This is a genomic window from bacterium, from assembly GCA_021372515.1.
Lineage (GTDB): Bacteria > Gemmatimonadota > Glassbacteria > GWA2-58-10 > GWA2-58-10 > JAJFUG01.
In genome coordinates, this window is sequence record JAJFUG010000180.1 from 96,476 (window position 1) to 110,681 (window position 14,206).

Annotated in this window: 10 protein-coding genes; 4 read left to right on the forward strand and 6 right to left on the reverse strand. The window is 56.7% G+C overall.

Translation table 11 applies throughout. From position 1 onward, the window contains the following. Nucleotides 1-156: 156 nt before the first annotated feature. Nucleotides 157-2,442, forward strand: coding sequence for a beta-N-acetylhexosaminidase (locus LLH00_16820; GenBank protein MCE5272942.1), 2,286 nt, complete (start codon nt 157-159; stop codon nt 2,440-2,442). A gap of 143 nt (nt 2,443-2,585) precedes the next feature. Here the strand turns inward: LLH00_16820 and LLH00_16825 are convergent, their stop codons facing one another. The 5 genes from LLH00_16825 to LLH00_16845 are packed head-to-tail and all read right to left on the reverse strand — an operon-like array spanning nt 2,586 to nt 7,981. Continuing rightward, entirely contained in the window at nt 2,586-3,791 is a 1,206-nt protein-coding gene (locus LLH00_16825) for an ABC transporter permease (GenBank protein ID MCE5272943.1), read from the reverse strand. After that, the gene (locus LLH00_16830) at nt 3,791-4,522 is read right to left on the reverse strand and encodes an ABC transporter ATP-binding protein (GenBank protein ID MCE5272944.1); all 732 of its coding nucleotides are present in this window, start codon (nt 4,520-4,522) and stop codon (nt 3,791-3,793) included. The genes LLH00_16825 and LLH00_16830 overlap by 1 nt, the downstream gene beginning before the upstream one ends. Further along, a complete protein-coding gene (locus LLH00_16835) occupies nt 4,519-5,802 on the reverse strand; it encodes an efflux RND transporter periplasmic adaptor subunit (protein ID MCE5272945.1) in 1,284 nt (427 codons plus the stop codon). Before LLH00_16835 ends, LLH00_16830 begins: the two co-directional genes overlap by 4 nt. Beyond that, on the reverse strand, nt 5,802-7,277 hold the full coding sequence (locus LLH00_16840) for an efflux transporter outer membrane subunit (GenBank protein ID MCE5272946.1): 1,476 nt from the start codon (nt 7,275-7,277) through the stop codon (nt 5,802-5,804). Before LLH00_16840 ends, LLH00_16835 begins: the two co-directional genes overlap by 1 nt. A gap of 44 nt (nt 7,278-7,321) precedes the next feature. Next, nucleotides 7,322-7,981 (reverse strand): CerR family C-terminal domain-containing protein, encoded by a 660-nt coding sequence (locus tag LLH00_16845; protein MCE5272947.1) that lies wholly within the window; start codon nt 7,979-7,981, stop codon nt 7,322-7,324. 509 nt (nt 7,982-8,490) lie between these two features. Here LLH00_16845 and LLH00_16850 point away from each other — a divergent pair. Beyond that, nucleotides 8,491-8,916 (forward strand): response regulator, encoded by a 426-nt coding sequence (locus tag LLH00_16850; GenBank protein MCE5272948.1) that lies wholly within the window; start codon nt 8,491-8,493, stop codon nt 8,914-8,916. Here LLH00_16850 and LLH00_16855 read toward each other — a convergent pair. Beyond that, nucleotides 8,894-12,472 carry a PAS domain S-box protein gene (locus tag LLH00_16855; GenBank protein ID MCE5272949.1) on the reverse strand — a complete coding sequence of 1,193 codons (3,579 nt, stop codon included), beginning with the start codon at nt 12,470-12,472 and terminating at the stop codon, nt 8,894-8,896. The two genes, LLH00_16850 and LLH00_16855, sit on opposite strands and share 23 nt — an antisense overlap. Before the next feature lie 298 nt (nt 12,473-12,770). Here LLH00_16855 and LLH00_16860 point away from each other — a divergent pair, with 298 nt between their 5' ends. Then, entirely contained in the window at nt 12,771-13,487 is a 717-nt protein-coding gene (locus LLH00_16860) for a helix-turn-helix domain-containing protein (GenBank protein MCE5272950.1), read from the forward strand. A 38-nt stretch (nt 13,488-13,525) separates the two neighbouring features. After that, nucleotides 13,526-14,191: a hypothetical protein gene (locus tag LLH00_16865; GenBank protein ID MCE5272951.1), complete on the forward strand. Its 666-nt coding sequence runs from the start codon at nt 13,526-13,528 to the stop codon at nt 14,189-14,191. Nucleotides 14,192-14,206: the final 15 nt, after the last annotated feature.

Sequence of the window (14,206 nt, forward strand, 5' to 3'; positions counted from 1 at the left end):
CAGGACAGCCATTGTCTTGGGAGCAGGTCTGCCACCGGCTGTATACTTTTTTCCATGCCACTTGGCTGTTATTATACTAATCGCGAAATCTGAAAACACAGTCCACCTTGTCGAACTGAATTGAATTCTCAAAATCGTCACCCATGCGAGGTATCCGTGAAATGCAATCCGTCTGATCTGTTCCGCACCGCCGGCCGCGCCATTCTGTTACTGGCCGCCGTGATCGTCTGCCTGGGCTTGCCGACTCGCTACGCCATCGGTGCCGAGCCAGTGTCACGCACTGTCGCCACCGCACTGCGCAGCCGCGGCTACAGCCTCATTCCCGCGCCTCAGCGGGTGGACCTGGAGCCGGGCGATATCCGTCTCGACCGGACCTGGGGCATAGTGTCCGAGGCGGGCGAGGGCACGATCGCCGAGCGCCGTCTGAAAGAGGCGGCCGCCGAGCTCCACGGCCTGGAGTTCTCCGGCAGCGGCGCGGGGCGGATTGTCCTTGCGATCAAGCCGGGCACGGTCACCACGGCGGTGGACAAGGCCTGTGAGGAGCAGGCCTACCGGATAAGCCTTCAGCCCGGTCGTGTCGAAATCTGCGGCAACGCCCCGGCTGGCCTTTTTTACGGGGTCCAGAGCCTGCTCCAGCTCCTGCGTGCCGACAACGGGCAGTGGCGCGTTCCGGCCGGGACAATCACCGACTGGCCCTCCATGCGGCTGCGTTTCATCCACTGGGACACCAAGCACCACCAGAACCGGATGGAGACCCTCAAGCGCCAGATCGATTGGGCGGCCTTTTTCAAGGTCAACGCCATCGGGTTCGAGCTGGAGGACAAGTACGAGTACCCGCGCCACCCGGTGATCGGTGCGCCCGGGGCCTACACCAGGGCCGAGATGCAGGAGCTGACCCGCTACGCCCTGGAACGCTATGTCCAGCTTGTGCCGCAGATCCAGGCCCCCTCCCACATGGCCTACGTGCTGAAACACCCCGAGTTCGCCCACCTGCGCGCCGACAACAGCAACTACCATATCTGCATGTGCGATGAGGAGGCGATGCGGCTCATTTTCGACATGTACCAGGATATGATCGACGCCACCCCGGGGGTGAAATATTTCCACGCCTCCACGGATGAGGTCTACTACGCCGGCTCCTGCCCCAAATGCACGCGGAAACGTCCCTATAATGACATCAACCGCAGCCTCACCTGGGTCGAGTATGTCAACCGCGCTTTCGACTGGCTCAAGGCGCGCGACCGCCGGATGCTGTGCTGGGTGGAGTTCCCGCTCCTGACCGAGCATATCTCGCTCCTGCCTCGCGGGCTGATCAACGCGGAACTCGTGGCGGAGCGCAGCGACGAATGGAACCGCGGCCTGGAGAAGGCCGGGGTGGAGCAGCTTATCTACAGCTCCCAGCAGGGGGAGGAATACCTGTTCCCCAACTATTTCTCCTCCAGTTTCCTGTATCGCGGTAAGCCTGTAACCGGACGGATCGGCGAGCCAGAGGCCCTGGTGAACGGCGTGCTGGACAAGGGATACAAGGCCATCGGCACCTACGCCGCGGCCTGGGATGACAGCGGGCTTCACGATGAAACTTTCTGGCTGGGTTGGGCCACGGTCTCCCAGTACGGCTGGTCGCCCGCGGCTCCCTCGACCGCGCAGAGCGTCGCCGATTTCATGGACGTGTTCTACGGCCCAGGCAACAGCGACATGCTCTCGGTCTACCGCACGGTAATGGAGGGCGCCCGCGTGTACCAGGAGGCCTGGGACAGGGTGCCGGCCACGCGGCTCAAGCCCTCCTACGGCCTCTGGACCCAGAAAGGGCGCGACACCACGCGCATCGACCTGACCATAGAGCCGCCGCGCCTGCCTTTCAGCTATGACATGACCCTGGTGGTGGGGGACAATTTCAGCCGCAGCTACGGCCCCCTGATCGCCCAGACCGCCGAGATGGCGCTCCGCTTGCAGGACCTCGAGATCGTGCTGAACGACAAGCTCAACACAGTCAATCGCAATCGCTACAACATCGAGGTGCTGCTCTCGCTGGTCCGTTTCGAGGAGTATTTCTGCAACACGATCCAGACCCTGAAGAAAGTGGAGGCTTTGTTCCTGGAGGCCAGGGGCCCCATGGACCGTCAGGAGGAGGCCCGGGTGCTGGCCCTTCTGACCCAGGCGCACACCCTGGTGGCCGATAATTTGCGCGAGCGCCAGGTGATGTGGAACGGGTTCCAGCAGACCTGGGAGAAAAGCCGTTTCCCGAAGAACCGGACCGTGGACGGCCGGGTGTTTTTCCACGAGCTTGACGATCTCAAGGACCACCACGCCGACCGCAGGCCGGGTCTGGATTACCTGCTCGAACCGCTCGACAACATCGGGCTCGAAAAGTGGAACCGCGGCCTGGCGGACTACATCCGCAGTTTCGCCGTGGGCAGCAAGCTGCCTGTACCCGAGCTGTAGCGCCACAACGGTTGCACCGCAATCGTCGTCTCGTTGGAAATCGTATAAATAGAACAGGGGCGGGTTTAAAACCCGCCCCTACGTTTTTGTAGCGGACCGCGTAGCGCTGGGAAAGACCAGACTTATCCGGCGAACGCCCCCCCTCACTCGTAGCGCAGGGCCTCGATCGGGTCGAGACGCGCGGCCTTGACCGCCGGGAAATAGCCGAACCCCACGCCCACCGCGGTGGAAAACAGGAAGGCGATCAGGACTATACCCACGTTGACGATGAACGGCACGTTAAGGATGAACGACAGCCAGAGCGAGGCGCTCAGGGCCAGTACAATGCCAACTATGCCGCCGAACGAGGACAGCACGGCCGACTCCACCAGGAACTGCACCAGCACCTCGTGCTCCAGGGCGCCTATCGCCAGACGGATGCCGATCTCGCGGGTGCGCTCGGTCACCGAGACCAGCATGATGTTCATGATCCCGATGCCGCCGACCAGCAGGCTGACCGCCGCCACCGCGCTCAGCAGGGCGGTGAGGATCTGCGTGGTTCCAGCGAGCATGTTGGCGATCTCCTTGGTGTCCATCACGCTGAAATTGTCGTCCTCGCTGGCCGCCAGGTGACGGCGCTCCCGGATCAGGGCCCGGATGTCCTGCTGGGCCTTTTCGGTCGAGGCGCCATCCTGCACCGAGACCTGGAACAGGGAGACATTCTGGTTGCCCGAGATACGCCGCTGGAAAGTGCGCAGTGGGATGATCACGATATCGTCCTGATCCATACCCATCGTATTCTGGCCCTTGGTGGCCAGGACCCCGACCACCGTGCAGGTCAGCTTTTCCAGACGGATGTTCTCGCCAATCGGGTCCTGCGAGCCGAACAGCTCCTTGACGATGCTGGAGCCAATGATGCAGACCGCCGCCCCGGCGCGCATCTCGCTGTCCGAGAACTGACGGCCGCTCTGGATGCTGCGGTTCGAGGTCTTGAGGTACTGGTTTTCGGTCCCGGTCACGGTGGTGGACCAGTTCTCGTTGCCGTAGACCACCTGAAGGCTGCGCGAGGCTATGGGCGCCACGGCCGCGATCGAGCTGACGCCGGTCAGGATGGCCTGGCCATCGGCCACCTTGAACGGTATGCTCTCGGAGGACTGGCCGGGGCCGAGACGCTTGCCGGGGCTGATCATCAGAAGGTTGCTGCCCATGCTTGAAATCTGTTGCCGCACCTGGGCCGTGGCCCCCTCGCCGATAGTCACCATGGTAATAACAGCCGCCACACCGATAACTATGCCCAGGATGGTCAGGACCGAGCGCATGACATTACGCCTGATTTCGCGCAGGGCGAGCAGAATAGCGTTCCAGAACATTATGCCGCCCTCCCGTTGCCGTTGTCCGACTCGACCAGGCCGTCCAGAAAGTGGACCACGCGCTTGGCGTAGGACGCCATGTCCGGCTCGTGGGTGACCATGACCACCGTGATCCCACGGTCACGGTTGAGGCCGGTGAGCAGGTCCATGATCTCCCTGGCCCGGGCCGTATCCAAGTTGCCGGTTGGCTCATCCGCGAAAAGCACCGCGGGATTGGTCACGATGGCGCGGGCCACCGCCACCCGCTGCTGCTGGCCCCCCGACAGCTCGGACGGGGTGTGGGTCATCCACTCACGGAGGCCCACCACATCCAGGGCCTGAAGCGCCTGCTTGCGCCGTTCGGCCGCGGGAAGGCCGCGGTAAAGCAGCGGCAGCTCCACGTTCTCCAGGGCCGAGGTGCGGCTCAGCAGGTTGAAACCCTGGAAGACAAAGCCCAGGTAGAAACGGCGCAGCCGCGTGCGCTGGGTGCGCGACAGTCTTTCCACCGGGACGCCCTTGAAACGGTATGTCCCAGCGGTGGGCGTGTCCAGGCAGCCCAGGATGTTCATGCAGGTGGACTTGCCCGAGCCGCTGGGTCCCATCACGGCGACGAACTCGCCTGTCTCTATCCGCAGGTCTATTCCGCGCAGGGCCGCCATCTCGGCCTGACCGCTGCCGTAGACCTTGGTCACGCCCTGCAGCTCGATCAGGGGCTGAGTGTCTGTTGTATGTTCTGCGGCCGGCATGTTCATTTCTCCTGGCTGATTATATCGGTCACGACCGCTGCGCCGGGCTCGATCTCGCCGCTGGTTATCTCGGTCCGGCTCCCGTCAGTCGAGCCGACAGTGACCGTCACCGCGGTGAGCTTGCCGTTATTCAGCACCCAGACATGCTGCTGCTTGCTGTCGCCATTGGCATGGTTGCCGGTCTGCGACATGGGCGGGTGCGGCAGAATCGAACTGACCAGGCTGCCGGAACGTTTTTTCTTGACCGCCTGGACCGGCGGAGAGAAACGCAGCGCGGCGCTCGGCACCAGCAGCGCGTTCTCCACTTTCTGCACCGTGATATCGGCGGTGGCGGTCATTCCCGGCCGCAGGGCCAGGTCGGAGTTGTCCACTTTCAGCACGGTCTCGTAGGTCACCACCCCGGAGGTGGTGGAGGAGCCGAAATGCGCCTCGGTAATCACCGCCTTGAAATTCCGGTTGGGGTAGGCGGCCACGTTGAATTCGGCCTCCTGGCCCTCGTGCACCTTGCCGATGTCGGCCTCGTCCACGTCCACGTGCAGCTCCATCTGAGTCAGGTCCTCGGCCAGGGTGAACAGCACGGCCACCTGGAACGAGGCGGCCACGGTCTGGCCCGGCTCCACGTTGCGGCCGAGCACCACGCCGTTGACCGGCGAGCGGATTATAGTCTTGGACAGGTCGGTCAGGTTGGCGCTGAGCGTGGCCTGGGCCTGGAACACCGACGCGTTGGCGCTGGCCAGATCGGCCTTGGCCCGCTCGTAGTCCGCCTCGGCGGCATCATACTCGGTCTGTGAGGGCACCTTGTTGTCGCTCAGCTCCCGGACTTTTTTCATCTGGTCGAGCTTGGCCTGTGTCTGCATGAGCGTGGCCTTGGCCTCCAGCACCTTGGCCCTGGCCGACTCGAGCGCGGCCCTCGACTGCATCACCTGGGCCGAAATCTTGGTGGTGTCCAGGTGCGCCAGTGGCTGGCCCACCGTGACCTTGTCATTGAAATCCACCTCGACACTCTTGACTATGCCCGACAGCTCGCTGCCCACCTCGACCTCGTTGGTCGGCTGCAGAGTACCGGTGGCGGTGACAATCACTGTCAGGTCGCCGCGGGTGGCCTCCTGTGTCTTGTACTGGACCTGCTCGGCATGGCCCATCATTTTCCAGACCAGGATCACGGCCAGCACCACCGCCGCGAGGACCACCACCTGCCACTTGCGCGAACCTTTCCTGCGCCCCGCGGGCTGATCGAGTTCCAGGAGCCTGGATATCTCGGAATCGGGATTGATCTTCGTGCTCATCAGTTCTTTTCCGTGTTAGAGAGTCCACTTGTCTCGGGGGCCAGGGAAGTCCAGCCGCCGCCCAGGGCCTTGTACAGGCTGATCAGGTCCGAGGTCACCGCCCCATCGCTCTGCGCCAGCTGGTCCTGGAACGACAGGAGCGAGCGCTGGGCCTCCAGGATGCTGCTGAAATCGGTCAGTCCGGCCTCGTATTCCTGACGGGCCAGGTCGGCGGCTTTGCCAGCCGCCGCAGCCGCCGCGCTCAGCGACTGACGGCGTTTCTGCTCCTTGGCGTAGGCGGTCAGGGCGTTCTCCACCTCCTCCACCGCACCCAGCACCGAGGATTCGTAGGCGGCCAGGTACTGCTCCTGGAGCGCCGACTGCACCTGGATGTTCTTACGGATCGAGCCGCCGCGGAATATGGGCCAGCTTATCAGGGAACTGCCGCTCGCGGCCCGGCTGCCGGAGGTGAAAAGGTTGTCCAGGCTGAGGGCCTCCAGCCCGATGGAGCCGCTCAGGGAGAGCTTGGGGTAGAGGTCCGCCTTGGCCACGCCCACCCGCGCGGTCTGGGCGGCGAGCTGACGTTCGGCGTGGCGGATGTCCGGACGGCGGCGCAGCATGTCGGCCGGTATCCCGACCGCCACGCTGAGCGGTGTGACCGGGATAGTCCCGCGTTGCTCCAGCTCAGAGTGCAGGGCGCCGGGCTGCTCGCCCAGAAGGACCGCCAGGCGGTTCAGCGCCCCCTCCAGGCCGGTCTGCAGCGTGGGTATCTGCGAGCGGGTGCTCTCCAGGTTGTAGCGGGCCTGCTCCACGGCCAGCTCATCGCTCAGACCGGCCTGGGCGCGCCACCGGGCGAGCTGGTAAGTCTCGCTCTGCGCGGCCAGGTTCTGCTCGGCCACGCTCAAACGGGTCTGATAGGTGCGCAGCTCGGTGTAATTGAGCGCCACCTCGGCGACGAGGGAGACCAGGACATCGTGAAGGTCCTCCTGGCTGGCCTGGAGGTCGGCCGTAGAGGCCTCGACCGAGCGCCGTGTCCCGCCGAAAAGGTCCAGCTCCCAGCCCGCGTCGAAACCGGCCTGGAACATGTTGCGCGTGGCCCCGCCGCCGGTTTTCTTGCTGCTCTGGCTGCGCGAGGCCGAACCGCTGGCATCCAGCGTGGGGAGCAGGCTGGCCTGGGAGGCGCCCCGGCGGGCGCGGGCCTCCCGCACGCGGGCCTCGGCCTGACGCAGGTCGCGGTTGCCCTTGACCGCGCGCTCGACCAGTCCGCTAAGCTCCGGGTCGCCCAGCGCGTTCCACCACTGCGCCAGGGCCTGCGGGTCGGCTTCTCCGAAAGCCAGGCTGCTGTCCGGACCGCTGTGCCACTGCGCGGAGACCGTGTCGGTGGGGCGGACATACTTCGGCCCCACAGCGGCGCAACCGGTCAGCAGAACGGCCGCCAGAAAGGCTGTCAGTCCGGATGCCGTCCTGAGGACATATCCTTCGCTTGTGTCTGTCATATTTCCTATCCCTTTGTTCATGTTTACCACCCCATCTTTCTGCTCTATGACACCACCCGGTTCGATTCGGTTTCAGCCCGGATCGCCTTCATACCGGCCAGCGAGAACGCTATCACGTGCCTGGCATAGGCTTCAATATTTTCTATCCGCAAGGGGATATCCTTGTCTTCTCTGCCTGCGGGCCGGTTCAGTCTGGCGATCGGACCGATGCACTGACTGATCACGCTGGCCGCGCAGAACCGGACCTGCATATCGGGCACCAGCGGGCCGACCAGATCGCGGATCAGGATCAGCAGATTCTGCCGCAGCGGCTCGAGGGCTTTCCTCATCACCTCAACCAGCAGTCCGGTGGGGTTGGCCAGCTCTTTCTGCACGATCAGAAACTCCATGTTGTCCCGGTCGGCAATGCGGGCCAGAAGGGAGGTGACCACCCCCCGGAACCGCTCCTCGGGCGGCGCCCCGGAGCTCACACCCCCATCGGGGGGAAAGCGCGTGATGGATTGATGGAAACTGTGCCGCCACGTTTCGACATACAGGTTTTCCTTGTTCCCGAAATGGTAATTCACCGCCGCGACATTCGCTCCCGCTCGCCGGCAGATTTCGGCAATCGTGGCATTCCGGTAGCCGTTTTCCGCAAACACCTGGCTGGCTGCGGCGAGCAGTTCCTCGCGTGTTTTGTTGTGGCCTTTCCTATTGCGATCCATCGATTTCTCCGTCTGTTTGGGGGGCTGTTTCCTGTAATCAAATATAAATTTAAAATAAACATTTAAAATAATCAATAGGAAATGATGGGCCCGGAAAGAGAGACTTATCCTTTCATTACGGCGATCACCTCGCGGGCCACGATCGAGCGGACGATCAGCACCACGGCGCGCCGCCCACGAAAGAATGCGAGGAAAAGTGTCGCGGCCATGCGATGGATTACGAGGACGGTTCTCCAGTCATGGTCAAGCTGGGAGCGGACCGCAGTTGCAGGCGGGCTGGAGCGATGACTCCGGACATCGCAGGTGACGATGGTAGAGGTGAAGGGGGAAGTCCTTGGAGGATAATATCTAAGGCTCAGATCTCTGGCTGGCTGTGGCTGGCTGTTCGGAAGAGTCGCTGAGGTGGCAAGGATTGAGCTTTTTGTTTCACAATCTGCAATGAAAACAGATTGACGTTTGTGTCCTGTGAAATGAGAATAATGGATGTTTGCTACCGCGTGACGAATAGCATGCACCACAGCCATGAAATCTCACAGAAAGAGATGGAGATGGAACAAAATAAAACCATACTTCTCGCGGATGACAACGTCCAGATACTGCGAATGCTGAACAGTTTTTTTAGGCGAGCAGGTTATAGATGCAAATTATGCACATGCGGGGAGGAAGCCGCCAATATCCTAAGAAATGACAGGGACATAGGTCTGGTTCTAACCGACCACAAAATGCCCGGGAACGAAGCGCTGCAGATGGTGAAAGAGATAAGGATAAAGTATCCGGATATAAAAATAGTCGTGATGTCAGGAAATTATTCAGATGATACACTCTTGGAATTGAAAGGAATAGGCGTCAGAAAGTATTTGCAGAAACCTTTGGAATTGAGGCAATTGCAGATGACAATACAGGAAGAGCTGTTCAGTTCAATGGCAGGTGAATGAGGAAGGAAACATTGCGTTCGCCATCGAAATTGTGCTTCATGAAACCTCCAATCGATTCAAGCAGTGTTCTCGCCGTAGAAAACCCTATCCCGACTCCCCGGAGAGTACCCTCAAGATTCGGTTGCATTGTGAACGAAGACTCAATGCTACTCCTTATCCGAGCTTGCTCCACTATCGAGTTAAGGCTGTCGATACGGATGATGACGAGATTGCCCTTTTCACTGGCAGTGACCGTGATTAAACCGCCACGGCTTACCGGGATGAGCTGCTCCAGGCAATTGTGAACAATCTGCTTGATTACGGATACTTTGGCCGGGGCAACGGAAATATCAGTGTTGATATCGAAAACCATTTCGATGTTTCTGGCTTTCAGCTGCTTTTCAAACATCCGGGTGACTTGTTTTAAAATATCGGCTATCGAGCCTGGAGTGGCGTGCGTTCGGCCGTACAGCTCGTAAAGATGCGAGAGTGTTTGCGAAATGTGATTGATTTCTGAATTCAAGAGTTGCAGATACACGTAGTCCGGATTTTCGGGCGTAAAGCTTTTACCGATAATGTAGAGGGAGTTTTTAATCGTTGAAAGTGGGTCGCTCAGAGTCTGGGCGATTTCAGAGGCGATCCTTCCAGTCAACGCTATTTTATTGATACTCAAATTTTCAAGAAGAAGCTCTCTGCGGTGTAGATAGTCGGAAAGCAGGCCGCTTATTTCATCCAGATGATTCTGGTCGAAAGGCATATCCCAGGTGGCAGAAGTGGAAAAAACCGTGATGGAGCCTTTCACAACGCCTGTGATGACAATTTTACTGGATATGTATCCACTATCCGAAACCTGATTGTTTTCGGGATAGGATTTTCCATCATAGAAGATGACCACCAGCCTTTCTTGCGGATCGGCATAGGAGTCTTTAATGATAAACGCCACGTTGTTAAGAATATCCGATAAGTTGGCTCCCTTCTCAAATTCTGCTCTTATCTGGTTCCGGCAGGAGAGCTGCTTTACCTGTTTCTTCAAATCTTTTTCGGATTTCTGAAGTTCAGCCGTTCTTTCCTTGACCGTCAGCTCAAGCATTTTTTGGGATTTATATACTTCCTCCTCGGCTTTCCTACGGTCGCTGATATCGGTGATGAAACCCTCTACAGCCACAGGTTGTCCATCTTCTCCATAGACACAACTGCCCTTTTCCAGAACCCATTTATCAGGGCCGTTGAGTGTAACGATTCTATAATTCAGTTCAAACGGTCTTCTTGAGGCGACCGCTATTTCCAGATTGCTTTTCAGAATGCGGTAATCTTCTGCAGTTACGAGTGTGCACCTCGATTTGCCGACCAACTCCGATACAGTGTAACCGGTAAGTTCCCGGCAGCCCTCGCTGGCGAAAGTAAAGATGCAATCTTTCCCATCCATTACGCAACGATAGACCATGCCGGGAAGATTACCCAGCAGGGCGGTCATGGCTCTACGGCTTTCGTCCAACTCTTCAGCGATTTTCTTGCGTGCCGTAATATCCCTCGAGGTCCCATAGATGAAAATCGCAGAATTATCGGGTTCGACATAAAAAGAAAAAGTGAAGCTAACCCATATGATATCGCCGGATTTGCTAATACAACGGCATTCTCTGCGTTTTTCGTTTTTCGGGAGGTCTTTGTATTCCCAGGGATTATTCAACAGCTTGATAAGCTGTTGTCTGTCATCCGGGTGAACGATTTCGAGGATGAGGCCGTTTCTGGCATAATACTCATCCCGCGAGTAGCCGAAGAACGTCTCTATAGCAGGGCTTAGGTAATTGATTTTGACTTCAGGATACACTTGGAATTTGTAAATAATGTCGAGAGATTCTTCGACAAGACTTTTGAACTTGTTTTCGCTTTGCTCCAGGGCCAGAATGTGCCTTTTTATTGAAAGGGCATTGCTGACAATGTCGGTAAGGGTGGATACTGTTATTCGCAGTTCTTGCATCCATTCCTTATTCTCTGCCATGGAATGGATCCCAAGGAGGCCAACGATTCTTTCGGATGAGACAACCGGAGCGATCAGTAAAGACTTGGTGCCAATTGTATTGAAATGCTTGCGGGCTTTTTTATTCTTCGAGGCAAGGGATTGATCGGGAAAGAAAGTAAAGGCACCGGCCTTTTGGGATATTTCTTTTTTCCCCGGAAACTGATCCGAAACAAACTTTCTGATAAGGTCTGTCTGGGGACTCAAACCTTCCCTGCACCAGTAATTAGCCAATACTATATTATTTCCGTCCTGGTCGTATAACGAAAGATGAACCCTGTCCGCCTCAGCCAGGTTGCCGATAAATCCGAGAATTTTGTCTATTTCAAGATCGATGCTTTGAGGATCGGCGATGATGATATTTCTGGAAAACGCACTGATCTGATTCTCCAGCCTTAATCTTGCCTCGAGTTCCTTCCTCAAGGATGTCTCACTTGTAACATCTTGAAAAATCAGGGTGTGCACCGACTCGCCCAGCGAGACATCCGTGCCCATGTGCACCCTGAAAACCCGTCCGTCCGGCTTGTCTTCCTTCAGGCCCGTCTCGATATCCAGCGGGAATTGAAACTGCCGGATATCGTACTGCGATTTCCGGGTGAAAACCTTCACCTCATAGATGCAGGCTTCTCCTGAGAACGTCGTGAATCCAAAATAGGGACGCCGGTCGTAGCAGGCGTTGATATCCGTCGATTCGATGCCGGTCAGATGTTTTCCGGACGACAGTTCACGAATGCTTCTTTTTAATTTACCGCCGATTCGCGAAGCCGTTATTTCATACTCGGTCCCTGGCTCCAGGATTTCCATGGTGCTGGCCAGGTTGGCGCCCTGCCTCTGGATGCGGGCTTCGAGATTGTAGTTGGAGGCGGTGCAGAAAGCATAGCCGGTAAGGTCACAGAGGGGGTGCTCCCGGCCGGAGTAGCCTGAAATAACAAGGGAAAGGTCTCGTATCAAGTCTGGATTGAGACTGGTTTTTATTCGGAAAGTTATCCGGATGTCCTCATCCGGACGGCAGAGCGGTTCTTCGTACATCAGGTAGCAATTGAGCGAATCAGAGACATGCGGGTGATGGAATATGATCCATTTCCCATCCTGTTCCTTTATTTGCCAGTGGTCGCCGCAGGCATGGTGGCAGAACCAGTTGACTCCGATCTTGTCTTGCTCCGAGGGGCCTGTGTAAACCGGGTTCCAGCCGCTTTCCTCGTCCGCATTCAAGGAGCAGATGTCTTTCATCTTCTCCAGATGCTTTTTTATCCGAGAATACCCTTCCTCATCCAGCAGTTCTTTCAAATGGGCTCTGTCATGAGCCAGTTGAGGCAGTCTCTCTGAAAGCAATGGGAAATTACTTGAAAAGCCGATAATCGAGAATCGGTCGTCAAGATAGACCTCCGGGATTTCAGCAAAGGCGCGGATGGTGAAAGCCGAGCGGCCAAACTTGTCCCTTTCACCGATTTCGAAGGCGTATCTGTCCCGCATCTGTTTTAGCAATAAAGCGGGAACCTCTCCCCTGCAACTCACAGCACCACCCCGGAAGTTTGAAGAATTAGTTATAATAATTTCCAAATACTAAAATCTCTTGAGAAATATTGCAAGAGATTTGTGGTATATACGGGTACGTAATTAAAGAATAAAAGCGTTGCAAAATTAAATAAAACGAAAACCGTTTAAACAGACGTTTTGAAAAAATATTTACAGAATTTACAATGTATTTATCTTGAGTCAAGCTTTGTAACAGGATAGAATTAAGTGAAAAAATTTGTGCAAATTATTAAAATGGGCTCGGATGCGAATAAGTTGCATATACAATAGAAGGTGATGCTAATAAAACAAGATAAAGTCAATAACCGTTAAAGAGAGATTTATGCTGGCTGATGATTTAACAATCAGAAGTTTGTTCGACTCTGTCCTCTGGCTGCTGGAACAAACCAGCGTGCCGGCCCTACTCGTTGATTACCGCGGCAAGATAATAACAGCCAACACCCCTTTTCTTAGCGTGACAAAATTCCAGGAGGAGGAACTCCTGGGGAAAAGGTGCAGGGAATTGGAAGTAATTGAAGATTTGGTGGAAATACAAAGACGGAAAAAATATCTGAAATCACAAATAGGGCACTACCACGGGTACTCAATCATTATCGACCGGGACAAAAAGGAATTTTTCTGCCGACTCAGTATCGATAAAGTCGCCTGCGATAGCGCCGCCTACTATCTGAAGCAGTTCCAAATGATGAACCACAACAAAATTGAGGAATTCAAAGACCTTGTAAAAATACGCAATACTATTGAAGAAAATCTCCAGGAAATCAGGGATGTATTTGTCCTGGCTCGCGTGGTGCGGATGGATTACCGCAGGATCCTGTTTCTGATGAAGGAGTTTGAGGGGGTCACTCCCAAGCGTTACCTGACCGGCGTGCGCTTGAGACGCTGTCTCGAACTGATAGAGGCTTCGAGCAAGACTCAGAAGGAGATCGCTTTCGAGCTCGGTTTCTGCGATGTCTCCCACCTGTGCAATGTCTTCAAAGACAGCATGAAAATGACGATTACCGAATACCTGAAAACAAACTGCTGCCAGAACGGTTGATTCCATATTCCCCCAATCCCCTCCCTGGGAGGTACGAGATGTTAAGAACAATCCTCGTTACTCTGTTGTTTGTCTTACCAGCCTCCTTGATGTCGGCAGATGGAGTGAAATATCAGAAAATTACGCAGGGCGACTGGGCGGTGGTGCTGGTCCGGGGCCTCAATCTGGATGCAAACAAGCCGCTCGAAAAGGTGCAGGATTTCACCAAATTACTCGAAAAAGTCCAAATTGTGCCCCAGGACGGTTGGAAGATCGACCGGATGATTACGGAAAGCGATTATCTGGGGACTCTGGGAAAAGCCCTGATTTATCTGAACTCGCAGAAAGTCGACAAGAAGCAGGCGGAATTCGACCGGTTCTTCGCTTTCCTCGAGGATAAAGTCGGCCTCGATCTTTCCCAGCTGCTTGCTCTGCTGCCCAGGAATGGCAATCTGCAGAACCTGACGGATGGTCTGGCGAACTACATCTCCTCCAAAACCGGTGCTTCAGGGAGTGACACCCGGCCGGGTGCTGAAAGTACCGCCTCCGGCACGAAGAGCAAGATCACGGGTGGCGGGAACAGCGGTCCCGGCCTGGCTGCGGTATCCAGCCCGGTGGCCAGCCTGGCCGCGGCGCTGACTGCATACGCGCCCGGACCCGGACCCTCGAACCCTGATTACTGGAATATTTTCTCCAAGCCGGCAAGCCCGATACTGCCGAATTAGGGTGAGCTTGGGTCG